Source organism: Priestia sp. TSO9, assembly GCF_021029645.1.
GTDB lineage: Bacteria > Bacillota > Bacilli > Bacillales > Bacillaceae_H > Priestia > Priestia megaterium_E.
In genome coordinates this window covers 369,240-383,864 of record NZ_JAJEKD010000015.1, presented here as the reverse complement: position 1 = coordinate 383,864, position 14,625 = coordinate 369,240, and the positions used below count along the sequence as shown (strand labels likewise).

Sequence of the window (14,625 nt, the reverse complement as noted above, 5' to 3'; positions counted from 1 at the left end):
GGTCCATACGAACTTATTCACCTCATTTGTCTGCCTTTAGAGTGGCGTAATTTAGTTATGTCTCAACCTTATTCTCTGTCTGTAGGAGCGGACAGCTGATCTTTATACTCATCTACATAGAGCATGCCGTTTGTTGACACAACTGCATACAGCACTTGGTTCAACTGAAGCTGGCGATTTGAAAGCTCAAGGTTGATTCACTGTTCGGTATATTGAGATGTTAAATTTTTATGAATAATTTCTCCGTCCATGATGAGTTCTACCGGTAAATTCATTTCTTTAAACGGCTTAGACAAAACGTCCTGTTTGGCAATGTTTTGATAAGCAGTTTTCTTTAACACCGACAGTTTTCCGCTTACTTCTAAAACAGCAAATTCTACTTAAGCAATGTTGAACGTTCCTAGTTCTCGTAAATGCTGATTCAAGTCGTCAATAGAATATTTGACTTTTTTCATATTTGCTTCAAGAAGCTTTCCTTTTTCCATAATAACCGTCGGGCGTCCTGTAATCCATTTTCGCAAGCGCCTGCTTTTTAGAGCTGTTGATGCTAAAAGAAAATGAATGGCCACAAGAAAAGCAAAAGAAGCGAACATCGGCAGAAATTTTAATTTTAAATCAAATCCCATATTTGCGATGAACGACCCAATGATGATGGACATCGCAAATGTAAAATGATTATTATGCGTGTTAATTTGTTTTCCAATCAGGAAAGTTGTAATGCTTAAGATAAGGAAAGAAACAAAGGTTCTAAGAAGGGACATGAGAATGTCTTCCATAGGTTGTGATGTCACCTGCTTTCTCATAAATAGAAAGAGTATCTATCTCTATAGCGTTATCCATTTAAAGGATCGTTATACAAGAAAAAACACCAAGAAGAAATGCGGATAATGCGTTCACATTCGGCTACTTAAAAAGGGGCGGAAAGGCTGTAGGTAAGGGACCAAAGCAAACAAAAAGAATGTGCAAATTCCTTTGAAATTTTTTGGGGGATTTGTTACAATAAAAGTGCTTATTTTTGTTCGGTAAGGATAGTTCGAAGTGTTCGTCTTGACTTATTGTAAGAGCAGGAATAGAGTAATACACAATGTGTGGATTGTCACACAAGGAGGAAAAGAGATATGTTACAAGGTAAAGTAAAATGGTTCAACGCTGAAAAAGGTTTCGGTTTCATCGAAGTAGAAGGACAAGACGATGTATTCGTTCATTTCTCTGCTATCCAAGGCGAAGGTTTCAAAACTTTAGAAGAAGGTCAAGAAGTTACATTTGAAATCGTTGAAGGCAACCGTGGACCACAAGCTGCTAACGTTCAAAAGTAATTTTTTTTATAAAGTTTAAGCCGATCAGCAGAACGTTTCTCTGGTCGTTCGTTAAACTAAACTGGGAGAAGGCCCCTTTTATAAAAGGGGTCTTTTCTTGTTCGCTTTTTACACCTTGTTGACGATTTCTTTGATTTTGTAGAAGTATTCAAATATGAAAAAAACTAGTCACGCAGTATAAAAAAAGCGTATAATGAAATGATGAAAATAGGAATTGTAGAGCAGAAAGGATTTTAAAACGTATGAACAACCAACTTCAAGAAACGATGGTCGATTCACGTCGTACATTCGCCATTATTTCTCACCCGGATGCCGGGAAAACAACGTTAACAGAAAAAATGCTGTTACTGGGCGGAATGATTCGTTCAGCCGGAACGGTTAAAGGAAAAAAATCAGGCAAGTTTGCTACATCTGACTGGATGGAAATCGAAAAACAACGTGGAATTTCGGTTACATCAAGTGTTATGCAGTTTGAGTATAAAGATCACTTTATTAACATCTTGGATACACCAGGACACGAAGACTTCAGTGAGGATACGTATCGTACCCTAACGGCTGTAGACAGTGCGGTCATGGTTATTGACGGAACAAAAGGAATTGAAGCACAAACGCTTAAACTTTTTAAAGTTTGTCGTATGCGCGGTATTCCTATTCTAACATTTATCAATAAATTAGACCGTGAAGGAAAAGAGCCGCTTGAGCTGCTTGAAGAAATTGAAGATGTACTCGGTATTGAATCATACCCCGTAACGTGGCCAATTGGCATGGGGAAACGATTCCAAGGAACGTATGACCGCTTTTCAAAACAAATTGAGGTATACCAAGGAAACAAAGAGTCATATTTTGCAGACTTTGACGGTGAAAATATCGACGATGAAATTAAAAAACACGTCGATGAAATGTATTTACCAGGCTTAGTGGATGATTTATCTCTATTAGACGAAGCAGGTAATGATTTTTCAATTGAAAAAGTAAAGCAAGGCCTATTAACACCTGTTTTCTTCGGAAGTGCGATTGCAAACTTTGGTGTACAGTCTTTCTTTAATTCATTTTTACAATTAACATCACCGCCGCAGCCTCGTGAATCAACGAATGGCACCGTTCAGCCTACGGATGAAAACTTCTCAGGTTTCATCTTTAAAATTCAAGCGAACATGAACCCAGCTCACCGCGACCGCATTGCGTTCGTACGCGTATGTTCAGGGAAATTCGAGCGTGGAATGAACGTGACGTTAGCAAGAACGAACCGTAAAATGAAGCTAGCGCAGTCTCATCAGTTCTTGGCATCAAGCCGTGAAACAGTAGACACAGCGTATCCAGGGGATATCATTGGCTTGTATGACTCGGGTACGTATCAGATTGGCGATACCATTGTAGGAGAGGGAAAAGTATTCGAATTTGATGCTCTTCCAAAGTTCCCGCCTGAACTGTTTGTAAAAGTTCGTGCGAAAAATGCAATGAAATCTAAGCACTTTGAAAAAGGGATTAATCAGCTTGTACAAGAAGGAGCCGTACAGCTTTACCGTACGCCGTTCTTTGGAGATTACATTTTAGGAGCAGTCGGTGAACTTCAGTTCCAAGTGTTTGAACACCGTATGAAAGGTGAGTACAATGTCGATCTTGAATTCACGCGCATGTCTCATAACATTGCAAAATGGGTAGACAAATCAACAATTGAAGATCGCATGCTAGATTCTCGCGTGATGCTAGTAGAAGATCGTGATAAACATGCCGTTCTTATGTTTGAAAACGATTTTGTATGGCGTTTGTTCCAGGACAAATATCCATCTGTTAAATTCCTAGACCCGTTTAATCTATAAAAGAGTATAAAAAAAAGGAAAACGATACATACTACTTTCATAAGTAGACAGTCGATTTTCCTCCTTTGCTTAAGAGTCAGTATTTACTGGCTCTTTTTTTAGTGAGCCGCTGATTTTAAATTTAAAAGAATGACTCCTGCAATGATTAATACGATGCCAAATACCATCGTGAGACTGCCGCTTTCTTTCCAAATAACTACGCCAATCACAGCTGTCACAGCAGTTCCTACACCAGACCAAATGGCATACGCAACGCTGAGTGGAATGTGCTGAAGCGATGTGGAGAGCGCATAGAAAGCAAGACCAAACCCTAATAAAACACCAAGACTAGGCCAAAATTTTGTAAATCCGTTTGATGCTTTTAACATAGATGTACCAAATAACTCTGAACTAATAGCAATCGCTAAAAATAAATAGGCTTTCATCGAAAACCCTCCTCTGTTAATTTCCGAAGTTGTTGTTGAATCTGTTTTTGCATGTCTGGATCCACGGGTGCGAGCCCAAACATTTGACTGAACCATAATCCGTCAGCTGCTAGGCGCACAATGGTAGCAAGCACGGGATCAATGTCGTCTTGTTCAATGTGCTGCTGCCACTTTTCGTATTGCTTTTGAAAGTGCTGCAGGAGTTCAGGATTGGTTGCAATACCTGCAAGTAACCCAGCGCTCATCACTTGTTCACGCTGAAGGTCATGAAGCGTCTCAGCGAGATAAGCCCGGCTCCATTTGCCAGGAGAATTGTCATGTTCAACTTGTACGTTTAGTCCGTCATCATATTTCTTTGTGACTGAATACAGCATTTGCTTAATCAATTCATCTTTTGAAGAGAAGTGATACAACAAACCGCCTTTACTGACGCCGGCTTCTTTTGCTACTTTTTCAAGCGTCAAATTTCCAACGCCGTCACGCTGTACAACCTGCGTAGCTGCAAGCAATATATCATCAAATGTAGACACACGAATTTCCTCCTTTTTGATTTTCCCTAGAATACTTTACCGTCTGGACGGTTTGTTTGGCAATACTTTTATTTCGAATTTCAAAAAAAATTTTTGTGCACACTAAAATATAAAGTATAAAAACAAAAATAAACGAGTAAACAAAGGGTTAATACCTTTACTATATGAAGAAAAAGAAAAAATAAAGCCTGGGTATATGAAAGATAAAAGAAAGGTGTGAAGAAACGGATGAGGGATGTGTATCAAAGTTTTCAAGAACTATCACAGTGTGAACGAGCGGGAATTGATTACGAAATAGAATGTGTCATTCGCCGGAGAGAAATTGTCGTGCTTGCTATTCACGGAGGAACGATGGAAATTGGGACAGAAGAAGTAGCAGAAAAAATAGCAGAAAAGCTGAACGCAACGGTGTACGTATTTAAAACGCTGAAAACAGAAAATCCGTTTGAATTGCATGTTACGTCTGCAAACTACGATGAAGAAATGGCGCGTCACCTCGTTAAAAAATCAGAGATCACCATTTCTCTTCACGGCGCCTATAGCGATGTATGCACAACTTATATCGGAGGAAGAGACGAAGAGTTAGAAAAAGCGGTGCGTCAAGCGCTTTCGAATTTTCCGATCAGTGAAACGCCCGTCCATTTAAAAGGCGTTTCACCTCGAAATATCGCCAATAGCAATCAGCGGCATAAAGGACTGCAGCTTGAAATAACCACTCCGCAGTATGAACAATTATTACAGAATAATCAGCTGTTTAACGAGTATGTGAATGCGGTAGTATCGGCTGTGAACTCAGTGATGTAAAGATAAATTCAACAGCTTCCTGCACGTTGGCTGCAATAAAGGCTGCTTGCACGTCAGCCCATTTTTCCCGTGCATGTAACGTGTCGTGCCCAGCACCTGTTAACACTAAAATACATTGAGCCCCTGCTGTATGGGCCGCTACGAGGTCTTTCCACCGGTCGCCAATCACGATGCAGTTAGCCAAATTTAAGCTGTGCTCCTCGGCTGCTCTTAACAGCATGCCGGGGTTTGGTTTGCGGCATGAACAGGCGTCCGAATCTTCATGAGGACAAAGGTAAACATCATCAAATCCAAAAGCTAAAAGCTCAGAGATAAACTGTGATTTCTTTACCTTTCCTTTTGCAATATCGGGCTGATTCGTAAAGGAAAACAGCGAAATGTTTTGTTTCTTTATGTCGATAATCGCTTGCTTTGCGTGGGGGAACAGCTGAAAATCACCTGGATATTGTATTTCATTACTGCCTCCAATCGTTCCGTCTCGGTCTAAAAATATTGCTTCAATCATATTCTTCACCTCTTTTTCTATCATAATATAAAACAGGATTAATTTGGTAAAAACTTTGTTTTTTGAAAAAAATCAAAGAAATATGACTGTCTTTTTACTTCTCATCATATGGATAAGTTAAATAGAAGTGGTGAGGAGGGGAAGACAAGTGAACGAAGAATCGTTTTATTCACCATTTATAAGCGAAGACGGAAAGAAAAAAACAATTGGAGAAATTGAGTTTTCAGATGTGCAGCGCATGATGGAAAAACATTTAGAAGAAGGCTATCAGCTTGAGTTCAAGCGCGAAGTAAGCTCAACGGTCAAACGAAAAATCCCAAATATCATCGCTTCGTTTGCCAATGAAAAAGGAGGGTGGCTTATTTTTGGCGTAGATGAAGACGACCATTCCATTAACCTGCTCGAGCGCAAGGAATATGAGCTGTTTATTAATAATATGCTTAAAGATGTCACCAATCCCATTCCTCGTATTGTTACGCGTTTTTTATCACCTGAAGATCACCCCGAGCAAGGTGTTTTTGTTATTTGGATTCCCGAAGGTCCGAACCCTCCGTACATGTCTTACGGGAAGATTTACAGAAGAATTGGAAGCGGCACATCTCCCGTTACGGAAATCGATGACCGCTATCATTTAGATCGACTCTATCAAAAATCCGAGGATCAAACGCAGCGAATAGAGGACTTTTGCACAAAAGAACTGTCTATCTATAACAGAAAATGGCCGATGCACGGAAAAAGCTATATTCATTACGGGATGTGTAATATGTACGTGCTGCCACTATATGATTTGCATTTAGTTGAACAAATGGAAGAAGAACGGTTAAAGCAATATATTTTAAGCAAGTCTAGCGAACCCAAACACTATCGTTTGGACGAGGAAAGTACGGTAATACTGCATACACCGTTTGTTAAAGCCTCTTATTCAGCGGAATCCATCATTTTTCGAAGCACAGATGTGATTGATGCGTATGATAAAACAATTGCGTGGGAGCAGTTTTATAACGGATCAGCTAAGTTTCATATTCCTATTCCGTACATGGAAGAATCAAAACCAATTCATGACGTATTAAAGTCAAGTATTTCAAGCTACATCGATGAGACGATTTTTGAGCAGTTTCAATATATAAACGGACCCTTTTTTCTCACATCTTTAATCAGCTGCATCGGCGGATACATTGATTGTATGATGGAATTAAAAGCAGAGCTGGAAGATATGATTATTGTGATTGACTTAGAGAACGTTCGAAACGATGTGCTGTACTTTCCGCATGAGCAGTTTCAAACATTTCTAGAAGAAGAAGGGCTCGTCTTTTCAGATAAAAAGCAATATCGATTTAATCGATCATTTAAAACAACAAAATTAGGAGGGAATCTGGAGCTTCTTGCCTACGTTGATTATATCGTGACAGCGTTTGGCCTTTCAAAAAACCAGTCCATTGACTTTCTTAAACACTCATTAAACCAAGGATAAAATATACAATTTTTTGACAATAACTAAAAAAATGACAAAAGTGAAAAAAAGTATGATAATATCTTTCGTAAGTAATGAGCAAGTAAAGAAGAGAAAGGGGACTCTTCTTTTACGGATGCCGTTGCTAGGTAGGGTTAAACATAAGGGGAGAAAAGGCAATGAAAAAAGCGACATCCATACTTCTAATTGTCCTAGCACTGGCTGGATTAGGAGGAGTATGCGCTGCTTATTACCATCTGGAGCAGCAAAAGCAAACGGAAGAAATGACGTATGAACAGAAGTACATAACCGTAAGAAATGCATGAAAAAACCAGCCAATTGGCTGGTTTTTTTGGGTTTCAAGTCATAGTAAGTAAAATAAAGATTTTGCTTGTTCAGTTTTTTTAAATAACTCCAATGATGTATAGACGCAAAATAGAAAGCCAACGCTTGAAAAAACAAAAAACAAGCGGAGAAAAGGGCGTTTTTTTTGAATGCGAAAGTACGTAAAAACAACGAGTGAACATACAAGCAGTACGCTCATAGCAGCAAATCGAATCGCGAGGTCTGCTAAATCATCAACCGTACGCTGAAACAATTTTAGCGTTTCATCGTTCAAATCAGTCTCAGGAATGTTCGTTTTGTCTTGCTGATTTAACACCCCTACATCCCATTTTTCTCGACTATAATCATGAGAAACCGTGTAGTAAAACGGACCAAGCTTTTTTTTATCTGCACCGTCGTCAGCAAGTGCTGAAGCTGGGTGCATGAATGCTAGAACAAAAAATAAAAAGCTCCACTTTCTCATTACCAAAGCCTCTTTCTAACTCAGACTATCTCCCATTATAAACCAAAAATTTTTATGTTTCCATCATCCCTCTTTCCTATTTCCATTTCTATATATAAAGTGAAAGGGGGAATAAAAGATGGCAGAAAAAATTCAGCATTCAAGCCAGCTTCGCTTAGTATTAGAACAAGGAATAAAAGAGGATGGAAAACCCGATTTAAAGACAAAATCCTATATGAACATTCAGCCTGGAAGTTCTGCAGATGCACTCATTACAGCAAGCGAAACCATCGCCAGCCTGCAGTCGCTGCCGCTTGTTGAAATCAACGAAGTTGTCACGTTTTCACTTTTAAAATAAGAAAAGAGGTAGAGTATGAAAACTTTAACGATGCAGTTTTTAAATGAGTCACAAAAAGCAGTAAGCCTATCGATTGAATCACCAAAAGATACGTTAGACGCAGCAGCCATCACAGCAGCAATGAACGCACTGATTGCAAGCGATGTCTTTACTTCAAGCGGCGGAGCGCTCGTTGCCAGAAAAGGCGCCCAAATCGTCGAGCGAAATGTAATCGAATTTACGATTTGAAAATGAAAGTCCTTCCACTTCGGTGCGAAGGGCTTTTTTAAAAGGAGAGAGGAAGATGACAGAGTGGTTTACGCTTGTTTCAGACGTTGGTTTTCCAGTCGTGGTGACGCTTTATTTACTTCACCGAATCGAAGCCAAGCTCGATACAGTTGTGCTGTCCATTCAGCATTTAACCGATGAAGTAAAAAAGTGATTATGACAATTGTAAGGCGGTTGTCATGGAAAAGTTGACGTATTTGACACCTCACACTACAATTAGTAGTGTGAGGTGTCAAATATGAAAATTGAAAAATTCAAATTTAACGAAACCGGCCTTAATCGCTTTTTTGGCCCGCTTGAAGCAAAAATTATGACGGCTTTATGGAACGGAAGTGAAATGTCTATTAAAGACGTGCAGCACGTGCTTGAGAAAGAAAAAGCAGTGAACTTCAACACCGTTATGACCGTTATGAATCGATTGGTGGAAAAAGGCGTGTTGCAAAAGCGTTTAAAAGGACGTACGTCGATGTATCAGCCGATTCTTTCTAAAGAGGAATTTATCGACGCTCAGTCGAAAGAGTTAACGCACGAATTGATCGACGAATTTGGCTCGCTTGCTGTTACTCATATGCTTGATGCGTTAGAAGAAGTCGATGATTCACTGTTAAGCATGCTCGAATCAAAAGTCAAACAGTTAAAAAAGGATGAATAATCAATGAATCAAGGAATACTAAAGCGTTCTAAGCTTATTTTTAACCTGTGCTTTTTTATTGCCGTGACGTTGCTTATGCAAATGGGCATGTATGTGCTGCATTTGCTGTTTGGATGGAATTTATCGTTTAACTTAATTTTACTTTGTAACAAAGTAGCCCACTTTTTCGGCTTGTTTTTTATTGAATACATGCTGAATGCGGTTATTTTTCATACGATGTTCGTACTGTTCATTAAAGCTGTAAAGCAAGTGATTCAAATTCGGAAAGTCCGTAAAATGATTACGAAGCTGCGACATGAAACAGCAACGGCTCACCTGCAAAAAGCGTACGGAAAGAATTTAACAGTTTTAACAACAGATCAGCCTATTGCATTAACAATGGGGCTGTTTACACCGCACATCGTTCTGTCTACAGGGTTGCTCTCAGTGCTTGATGAAAATGAACTAGAAGCTGTTATTTACCACGAGCAGTCACACGTTGCAAACAAAGATCCGCTCAAAACATTTTTACTAAGCACGCTTGCTTCTGCATTATGGTATATTCCGTTTATTAAATGGAGCCATAAACGTTTCAAAGTCATGCGTGAAGTGCTGGCTGATCAAGATGCCATTGTGAAAAATGGCACGTCTGCTCACATCGGCAGCGCCCTTTTAAAAATGGTTAAAACGGGACAGACAAGTCTTTCGTGTGCGCACGTATCATTTGCTGATACGTCGGTTAATTATCGCATTCAATATATTTTAAATCCGGAAACGAAAATGCCGATGCAGCCTCCTGTTGTTTTAACGCTGACGTCGCTATACGTGTTTTTTATTTTGTGTGCGCTAATTTTTACAGCTCTAACAGCTTTGTAAGTTTGTAAGAGAGAGAGAAAGAAAAGAAGGAGATGAGATTGTGTCAAAAGCAAAGAAAAAGAAAAAAGTAACGCCCAATCAGCAAACGTCCTCGAGCAAGTGGATTTTTTGGGTGATTGGAATTATTGCGGTCTGTATTTTAGGGTTAATCGTCCTTTCTAATATGTCAAAGGGCGGAGAAGATGAAAAGGCCGCTCTTACATATGATAATCAGCCGTATCTTGGAAAAGAGTCAGCTCCGGTAGAAGTAGTAGAGTTTGGAGATTACAAATGCCCGGCTTGTAAAAACTTCACGGAATCCTTTTTCCCGCTGATTCAAAAAGATTATGTAGATACCGGAAAAGTCAAATTCTACTTTATGAACTATGCGTTTATCAACAATGACTCCTCTCGTGCAGCAGAGTTTGCTGAAACAGTATACAAAGAGCTTGGAAACGATACATTTTGGAAATTCCATGAACTTCTTTATAAAAAGCAAAACGCAGCGGACGAAAAGAAAGATGTCTTAACGGAATCTTACTTAGAAGATACGCTGAAAGAAGTATCTAGCGATGCCGATGCGAAAAAAGTAGCGAGTGCATTTAAAGACGGAAAAGGAAAAGATGGGTTTGATCAAGATATGAAGACAGCCAATGATTTAGGTATCACAGGTACACCCACCATTTATGTAGGCGGCAAAAAATTCGAAGGAAAAACAATCGATGACTTTGATCAAATGGTCAAAGATGCGGCTAAGGAGAACAAATAATGAACAAGTCTTTGGTTTTCGGGTGGATTACAGCGCTTATCGCGATGCTTGGAAGCTTGACGTTTAGTGAAGTTCTTCACTTTATCCCGTGTGAACTTTGCTGGTATCAGCGAATTTTAATGTATCCGCTCGCGATTGTGCTAGGTGTAGCCGTGTACCGGAATGATATGGTCATCTACAAATACGTCCTGCCGTTTTCTGTGATTGGTATGGCGCTTTCAGGCTATCATTATTGCTTGCAGAAGATACCGGCTCTTAAAGCATTTGAAACGTGTACAAGCGGTGTTCCTTGCTCAGGTCAATATATTAACTGGCTTGGGTTTATCACCATTCCTTTTTTAGCGTTTATCGCGTTTACTATCATTACAATTACGATGCTTGTTCTTCGCAAGCAGACGAAAAAAGCTTAACCTCCGGGTTAAGCTTTTTTGTATGAAAACAAAAAAAGGCCCGCTTCCAAGAAGCGGGTGCAAATAGGGTACATCTATGAAAAATGATGAAATTGTTTTGACAAGAACAGTATATAAAAGAAAAGTGAAAAAACGGTGAAAAGAGAAAAGCTTTTTTAAAAAATAAGGTGAAAATATGCTTTTCTTACAAAAAAAGCCCCGCTCACAAAAAGCGGGGAATAAATAGGGGTCATTTATGAAAAATGATGAAATTGCTTTGACAAACTTAGTATACAAAAGAAAAGTGAAAAAACGGTGAAAAGATGGAAGCTTTTAGAAAAAATAAAAAAAGACCTGTTTTGGGGAAACAGATCACTAGAAAGGGAGTAAAACTATGAAAAAATATGCTAATTGGCTTCGCAAGTACTATCCTATACCTTTATGGTGAAAAAATGATGAAAAGAGAAACTGAATATAAAAAAAGACCTGCTCTGGGGAAGCAGATCTTCAAAAGGAGTAAAACTATGAAAAAAATATGCTAATTGGCTTCGCAAGTACTATCCTATACCTTTATGGTGAAAAAATGATGAAAAGAGAAACTGAATATAAAAAAAGACCTGCTCTGGGGAAGCAGATCTTCAAAAGGAGTAAAACTATGAAAAAAATATGCTAATTGGCTTCGCAAATACGATTCTATACCTTTATGGTGAAAAAACGGTGAAAAGAAAAGCGGGATATAAAAAAGACCTGCTTTGGGGAAACAGGTCTTTAGAAAGGGAGTAAAACTATGAAAAAATATGCTAATTGGCTTCGCAAATACAATCCTATACCTTTATGGTGAAAAAACGGTAAAAAGAAAAGCGGGATATAAAAAAGACCTGCTTTGGGGAAACAGGTCTTTAGAAAGGGAGTAAAACTATGAAAAAATATGCTAATTGGCTTCGCAAATACAATCCTATACCTTTATGGTGAAAAGATAGTGAAAACGATATTAGGATATAGCTCCTATTTTTCCATATTATAGATTCATTTCTCTTTAATAGGGTATACGTTCATTAGAATCGATATAAACTTAAAGAGCTGCCAGGGAGGTATATATATGGAAAAGAAACACGCAGCAACTACAAATCATCGCGTCGTTCATCGCGCTCGAAATAGCTGGTCAGGCTTTTTGTTTGGCATAGGGTTAGTTGCTTTTATTGATGAAGCAGTGTTTCATCAGCTGCTTCATTGGCATCATTTTTATGATAAGTCCACAACGGCCGCTGGTTTAGTGTCGGACGGTTTGTTTCATGCATTCAGCTGGTTCGCTACAATTGCATCACTTTTTATGGTGGCAGATCTCAGGCGCCGAGGCGGCTGGTGGGTAAAAAGGTGGATAGGAGGAGTATTGCTTGGAGCCGGGGCGTTTCAGCTTTATGACGGGACCGTGCAGCATAAGCTTATGGGACTTCATCAAATCCGGTACGGAGTGAAGATTGCACCTTACGATATTACGTGGAATGTACTTGCATGTTTGATGCTGCTTATTGGCATCATGTTAACATGGTTTACACGTAAACAAGGTGCACATCATGATTAAATATGAAGTATTGTCTCAGCTTTTATTAGCCCTGCCTTTTGCCGCTGCCTTTTTTTTATACATGCGGGCTGTAGCGTCTTCAAATGCAACGTATAGAAAATGGTCATTATATAGGACGTCCAGCTGGACACTTGGTATTTTATGCGCCATATTTTCCGTAGCCGGACCGCTCGCAGCCCGTGCTCATATGGACTTTACTGCGCATATGACGGGGCATTTGCTTTTAGGTATGCTAGCTCCGCTTTTAATGGCGTTAGGAGCACCTCTTACGCTGCTGCTTCGCACGCTTCCGGTTCATTCAGCCAGAAAAGTATCAAAACTTTTAAAAGGGCGGTTTGTTCGGTTCATCAGCAGTCCGGTGACAGCTTCTGTTCTTAACGTAGGAGGACTTTGGATTCTTTATACAACAAGTCTGTATGGCATGATGCATCACTCTTTTTTCGTGGATGTCGCTGTACATAATCACGTATTTTTAGCCGGCTATTTATTCACCGTATCGATGATTTCAATCGATCCTTCGCCGCATCAAAAAACTTTTACGCACCGAGCGTCCGTATTGGTTCTTGCTCTTGCTGCTCACGGTATTTTATCAAAATATGTGTACGCTCACCCGCCTATGCACGTCTCGACGGAAGGGGCGCAGCAAGGGGCTATGCTGATGTATTACGGAGGCGATTTAATCGACTTATGTTTAATTGTACTTCTTTGTTATGAATGGTTTAAGCGGTTTCAAAAAGTCTCTTTTACATAAAAAACGCGCAGAAAGCATGGTGCTTTCTGCGCGTTTTTTTAGTGAATGTTTCGTTTTTTAAAGCGTCCGCCGCGGACTTCGGTAATATCTGCAACAGCTAAAAAGGCAGTAGGGTCAAAATCTTCAACAATGGTTTTTAGCTTTGATTCTTCAAGGCGCGTAATGATGCAGAAAATCACTTTTTTATCATCGCCCGTATAAGCACCTTCACCGTGCAAATAGGTAACGCCTCGACCTAGACGCGCATTAATCGCATCGCCGATGTCATCAGAATGATCACTAATAATCCAAGCTGATTTTGATTCTTCTAATCCTTCTACAACTGTATCAATGGCTTTGGCCGCAATGATGTACGCAAGGATGGAATACATGGCACGGTCCCACGTGAACACAAATCCCGCTGCTCCTAAAATGAAGAAGTTGAAAAACATCACAATTTCTCCTACAGAAAACGGAATTTTTTTGCTGATTAAAATGGCAAGTATCTCCGTACCGTCAAGCGCTCCGCCGTAGCGAATTACGAGTCCAATTCCAATTCCGAGAATAATCCCTCCAAAAACGGTAGCAAGAAGAACGTCTGCGGTAAACGCGGGGACATGGTGAAACCTAGAAGTTAAGATGGATAAAACCAGTATGCCAAAAATAGTGGAAAGGGCAAATGTTTTCCCCATTTGCTTGTACCCGATAAATACAAACGGAAGATTTAGTACAAAAAGAAAGATTCCTAGATTTACGCCAGTAATATGCGAAAGCATGATGGAAATACCGGTAATTCCTCCGTCGACAACGTGGTTTGGAACGAGAAAAATCTCAAGTCCTGTGGCCATGAGCAGGGCACCGATCGCAATAGCGATGGCCCTACCAAATACCTGTCCCTTGGACAGCTTTCGGTGCTGAATTTTCGCTTTTTCGAGTTCTGTCATTTGCATGTCTCCTTTGATGTCTCCTATGTATTTCTCACTTTAGAAAAGTGAAACTATCTTTAATTATACCTTACTATGCACAATTAGTGGGGATAGACGGCTTAATTACTTGTTTCATCCTATAAAAAAAGCCTGCTTTAGAGTCATAAGCAGGCTTTTTAAGGAGTAAAACGATGAAAAAAGATATTGGCTTCACGGCTTTAACTATATAGAAAATTGATGAAAAAACAGTGAAAATGCCGGCATGTGCGCCAAGAAAATCGGGGATACTAGTTAAAAAAGCCAAAAGGAGATGACGAAATGAGCGTGTGGATGATCTATAATCACTTGATGCATTCGCAAATCTTTTTAAGCAGCGTATTAATTAGCGGTATTCTTCTTGTTAGCGGAGGATTTGTGTACGGCAGAATAATGAGCAAAAAGTGAACCTAATATTGCCACGGATAGGTTGTTGATGGAAGAT

The 14,625-nt window shown here is 39.5% G+C and carries 20 protein-coding genes and 1 pseudogene; 15 read left to right on the top strand and 6 right to left on the bottom strand.

Going from position 1 to position 14,625, the window contains the following annotated elements:
* Positions 1-197 precede the first annotated feature (197 nt).
* Positions 198-626, bottom strand: a pseudogene (locus LJC66_RS16805) (DUF421 domain-containing protein).
* 492 nt (positions 627-1,118) lie between these two features.
* Here LJC66_RS16805 and cspD point away from each other — a divergent pair.
* Positions 1,119-1,316, top strand: a complete 198-nt coding sequence (gene cspD, locus LJC66_RS16800; RefSeq protein WP_013057877.1) for a cold-shock protein CspD — start codon at positions 1,119-1,121, stop codon at positions 1,314-1,316.
* Positions 1,317-1,558: 242 nt separating this feature from the next.
* Positions 1,559-3,136, top strand: a complete 1,578-nt coding sequence (locus LJC66_RS16795; protein WP_016764821.1) for a peptide chain release factor 3 — start codon at positions 1,559-1,561, stop codon at positions 3,134-3,136.
* Positions 3,137-3,234: 98 nt separating this feature from the next.
* On the opposite strand, the gene LJC66_RS16790 is transcribed toward LJC66_RS16795, so the two are convergent.
* Together LJC66_RS16790 and LJC66_RS16785 are read right to left on the bottom strand one after the other, a co-directional pair.
* Entirely contained in the window at positions 3,235-3,561 is a 327-nt protein-coding gene (locus tag LJC66_RS16790; protein WP_195696511.1) for a DMT family transporter, read from the bottom strand.
* The gene (locus tag LJC66_RS16785; RefSeq protein WP_043981414.1) at positions 3,558-4,091 is read right to left on the bottom strand and encodes a TetR/AcrR family transcriptional regulator; all 534 of its coding nucleotides are present in this window, start codon (positions 4,089-4,091) and stop codon (positions 3,558-3,560) included. Before LJC66_RS16785 ends, LJC66_RS16790 begins: the two co-directional genes overlap by 4 nt.
* 228 nt (positions 4,092-4,319) lie before the next feature.
* Between LJC66_RS16785 and LJC66_RS16780 the strand changes: the two genes are divergently transcribed.
* The gene (locus LJC66_RS16780) at positions 4,320-4,895 is read left to right on the top strand and encodes a poly-gamma-glutamate hydrolase family protein (RefSeq protein ID WP_195696512.1); all 576 of its coding nucleotides are present in this window, start codon (positions 4,320-4,322) and stop codon (positions 4,893-4,895) included.
* Here LJC66_RS16780 and LJC66_RS16775 read toward each other — a convergent pair.
* Positions 4,846-5,400, bottom strand: coding sequence for an HAD-IIIA family hydrolase (locus tag LJC66_RS16775; RefSeq protein WP_230933063.1), 555 nt, complete (start codon positions 5,398-5,400; stop codon positions 4,846-4,848). The two genes, LJC66_RS16780 and LJC66_RS16775, sit on opposite strands and share 50 nt — an antisense overlap.
* Positions 5,401-5,548: 148 nt before the next feature.
* Between LJC66_RS16775 and LJC66_RS16770 the strand changes: the two genes are divergently transcribed.
* On the top strand, positions 5,549-6,871 hold the full coding sequence (locus LJC66_RS16770; RefSeq protein WP_230933062.1) for an AlbA family DNA-binding domain-containing protein: 1,323 nt from the start codon (positions 5,549-5,551) through the stop codon (positions 6,869-6,871).
* A 158-nt stretch (positions 6,872-7,029) separates the two neighbouring features.
* The gene (locus LJC66_RS16765) at positions 7,030-7,176 is read left to right on the top strand and encodes a hypothetical protein (RefSeq protein WP_013057870.1); all 147 of its coding nucleotides are present in this window, start codon (positions 7,030-7,032) and stop codon (positions 7,174-7,176) included.
* A 38-nt stretch (positions 7,177-7,214) separates the two neighbouring features.
* Here LJC66_RS16765 and LJC66_RS16760 read toward each other — a convergent pair whose 3' ends face one another.
* Positions 7,215-7,658, bottom strand: a complete 444-nt coding sequence (locus tag LJC66_RS16760) for a hypothetical protein (protein ID WP_230933061.1) — start codon at positions 7,656-7,658, stop codon at positions 7,215-7,217.
* A gap of 118 nt (positions 7,659-7,776) precedes the next feature.
* On the opposite strand from LJC66_RS16760, the gene LJC66_RS16755 reads away from it, so the two are divergent.
* The 9 genes from LJC66_RS16755 to LJC66_RS16715 all read left to right on the top strand — a co-directional run bounded on the left by LJC66_RS16755 (position 7,777) and on the right by LJC66_RS16715 (position 13,239).
* Positions 7,777-7,995 (top strand): DUF1659 domain-containing protein, encoded by a 219-nt coding sequence (locus LJC66_RS16755; RefSeq protein WP_013057868.1) that lies wholly within the window; start codon positions 7,777-7,779, stop codon positions 7,993-7,995.
* A 15-nt stretch (positions 7,996-8,010) separates the two neighbouring features.
* On the top strand, positions 8,011-8,223 hold the full coding sequence (locus tag LJC66_RS16750; protein ID WP_230933060.1) for a DUF2922 domain-containing protein: 213 nt from the start codon (positions 8,011-8,013) through the stop codon (positions 8,221-8,223).
* A gap of 55 nt (positions 8,224-8,278) precedes the next feature.
* Positions 8,279-8,416, top strand: coding sequence for a YvrJ family protein (locus tag LJC66_RS16745; protein ID WP_013057866.1), 138 nt, complete (start codon positions 8,279-8,281; stop codon positions 8,414-8,416).
* Between the two features lie 84 nt (positions 8,417-8,500).
* The gene (locus LJC66_RS16740; RefSeq protein ID WP_013057865.1) at positions 8,501-8,914 is read left to right on the top strand and encodes a BlaI/MecI/CopY family transcriptional regulator; all 414 of its coding nucleotides are present in this window, start codon (positions 8,501-8,503) and stop codon (positions 8,912-8,914) included.
* Between the two features lie 3 nt (positions 8,915-8,917).
* Positions 8,918-9,769 carry a M56 family metallopeptidase gene (locus LJC66_RS16735; RefSeq protein WP_195696516.1) on the top strand — a complete coding sequence of 284 codons (852 nt, stop codon included), beginning with the start codon at positions 8,918-8,920 and terminating at the stop codon, positions 9,767-9,769.
* Between the two features lie 40 nt (positions 9,770-9,809).
* The gene (locus tag LJC66_RS16730) at positions 9,810-10,517 is read left to right on the top strand and encodes a DsbA family protein (RefSeq protein WP_230933059.1); all 708 of its coding nucleotides are present in this window, start codon (positions 9,810-9,812) and stop codon (positions 10,515-10,517) included.
* A complete protein-coding gene (locus tag LJC66_RS16725; protein ID WP_195696518.1) occupies positions 10,517-10,927 on the top strand; it encodes a disulfide oxidoreductase in 411 nt (136 codons plus the stop codon). The genes LJC66_RS16730 and LJC66_RS16725 overlap by 1 nt, the downstream gene beginning before the upstream one ends.
* A 1,078-nt stretch (positions 10,928-12,005) precedes the next feature.
* On the top strand, positions 12,006-12,488 hold the full coding sequence (locus tag LJC66_RS16720) for a DUF2243 domain-containing protein (protein ID WP_230933058.1): 483 nt from the start codon (positions 12,006-12,008) through the stop codon (positions 12,486-12,488).
* Complete coding sequence (locus tag LJC66_RS16715) at positions 12,481-13,239, top strand: cytochrome c oxidase assembly protein (protein ID WP_230933057.1); 759 nt, start codon at positions 12,481-12,483, stop codon at positions 13,237-13,239. The genes LJC66_RS16720 and LJC66_RS16715 overlap by 8 nt, the downstream gene beginning before the upstream one ends.
* A gap of 38 nt (positions 13,240-13,277) precedes the next feature.
* On the opposite strand, the gene LJC66_RS16710 is transcribed toward LJC66_RS16715, so the two are convergent.
* Complete coding sequence (locus tag LJC66_RS16710) at positions 13,278-14,162, bottom strand: YitT family protein (RefSeq protein ID WP_033580547.1); 885 nt, start codon at positions 14,160-14,162, stop codon at positions 13,278-13,280.
* A 300-nt stretch (positions 14,163-14,462) separates the two neighbouring features.
* On the opposite strand from LJC66_RS16710, the gene LJC66_RS27810 reads away from it, so the two are divergent.
* On the top strand, positions 14,463-14,588 hold the full coding sequence (locus LJC66_RS27810; protein WP_269067657.1) for a hypothetical protein: 126 nt from the start codon (positions 14,463-14,465) through the stop codon (positions 14,586-14,588).
* Positions 14,589-14,625: the final 37 nt, after the last annotated feature.

Excerpts from the sequence above, each read along its gene's own strand:
- LJC66_RS16765 (WP_013057870.1), top strand. The coding sequence starts at position 7,030 with ATGAAAAAAGCGACATCCATACTTCTAATTGTCCTAGCACTGGCTGGA.
- LJC66_RS16790 (WP_195696511.1), bottom strand. The coding sequence starts at position 3,561 with ATGAAAGCCTATTTATTTTTAGCGATTGCTATTAGTTCAGAGTTATTT.
- LJC66_RS16720 (WP_230933058.1), top strand. The coding sequence starts at position 12,006 with ATGGAAAAGAAACACGCAGCAACTACAAATCATCGCGTCGTTCATCGC.
- LJC66_RS16725 (WP_195696518.1), top strand. The coding sequence starts at position 10,517 with ATGAACAAGTCTTTGGTTTTCGGGTGGATTACAGCGCTTATCGCGATG.
- LJC66_RS16715 (WP_230933057.1), top strand. The coding sequence starts at position 12,481 with ATGATTAAATATGAAGTATTGTCTCAGCTTTTATTAGCCCTGCCTTTT.
- LJC66_RS16780 (WP_195696512.1), top strand. The coding sequence starts at position 4,320 with ATGAGGGATGTGTATCAAAGTTTTCAAGAACTATCACAGTGTGAACGA.
- LJC66_RS16775 (WP_230933063.1), bottom strand. The coding sequence starts at position 5,400 with ATGATTGAAGCAATATTTTTAGACCGAGACGGAACGATTGGAGGCAGT.
- LJC66_RS16745 (WP_013057866.1), top strand. The coding sequence starts at position 8,279 with ATGACAGAGTGGTTTACGCTTGTTTCAGACGTTGGTTTTCCAGTCGTG.
- LJC66_RS16750 (WP_230933060.1), top strand. The coding sequence starts at position 8,011 with ATGAAAACTTTAACGATGCAGTTTTTAAATGAGTCACAAAAAGCAGTA.
- LJC66_RS16795 (WP_016764821.1), top strand. The coding sequence starts at position 1,559 with ATGAACAACCAACTTCAAGAAACGATGGTCGATTCACGTCGTACATTC.
- LJC66_RS16740 (WP_013057865.1), top strand. The coding sequence starts at position 8,501 with ATGAAAATTGAAAAATTCAAATTTAACGAAACCGGCCTTAATCGCTTT.
- LJC66_RS27810 (WP_269067657.1), top strand. The coding sequence starts at position 14,463 with ATGAGCGTGTGGATGATCTATAATCACTTGATGCATTCGCAAATCTTT.
- LJC66_RS16760 (WP_230933061.1), bottom strand. The coding sequence starts at position 7,658 with ATGAGAAAGTGGAGCTTTTTATTTTTTGTTCTAGCATTCATGCACCCA.
- cspD (WP_013057877.1), top strand. The coding sequence starts at position 1,119 with ATGTTACAAGGTAAAGTAAAATGGTTCAACGCTGAAAAAGGTTTCGGT.
- LJC66_RS16755 (WP_013057868.1), top strand. The coding sequence starts at position 7,777 with ATGGCAGAAAAAATTCAGCATTCAAGCCAGCTTCGCTTAGTATTAGAA.
- LJC66_RS16735 (WP_195696516.1), top strand. The coding sequence starts at position 8,918 with ATGAATCAAGGAATACTAAAGCGTTCTAAGCTTATTTTTAACCTGTGC.
- LJC66_RS16710 (WP_033580547.1), bottom strand. The coding sequence starts at position 14,162 with ATGACAGAACTCGAAAAAGCGAAAATTCAGCACCGAAAGCTGTCCAAG.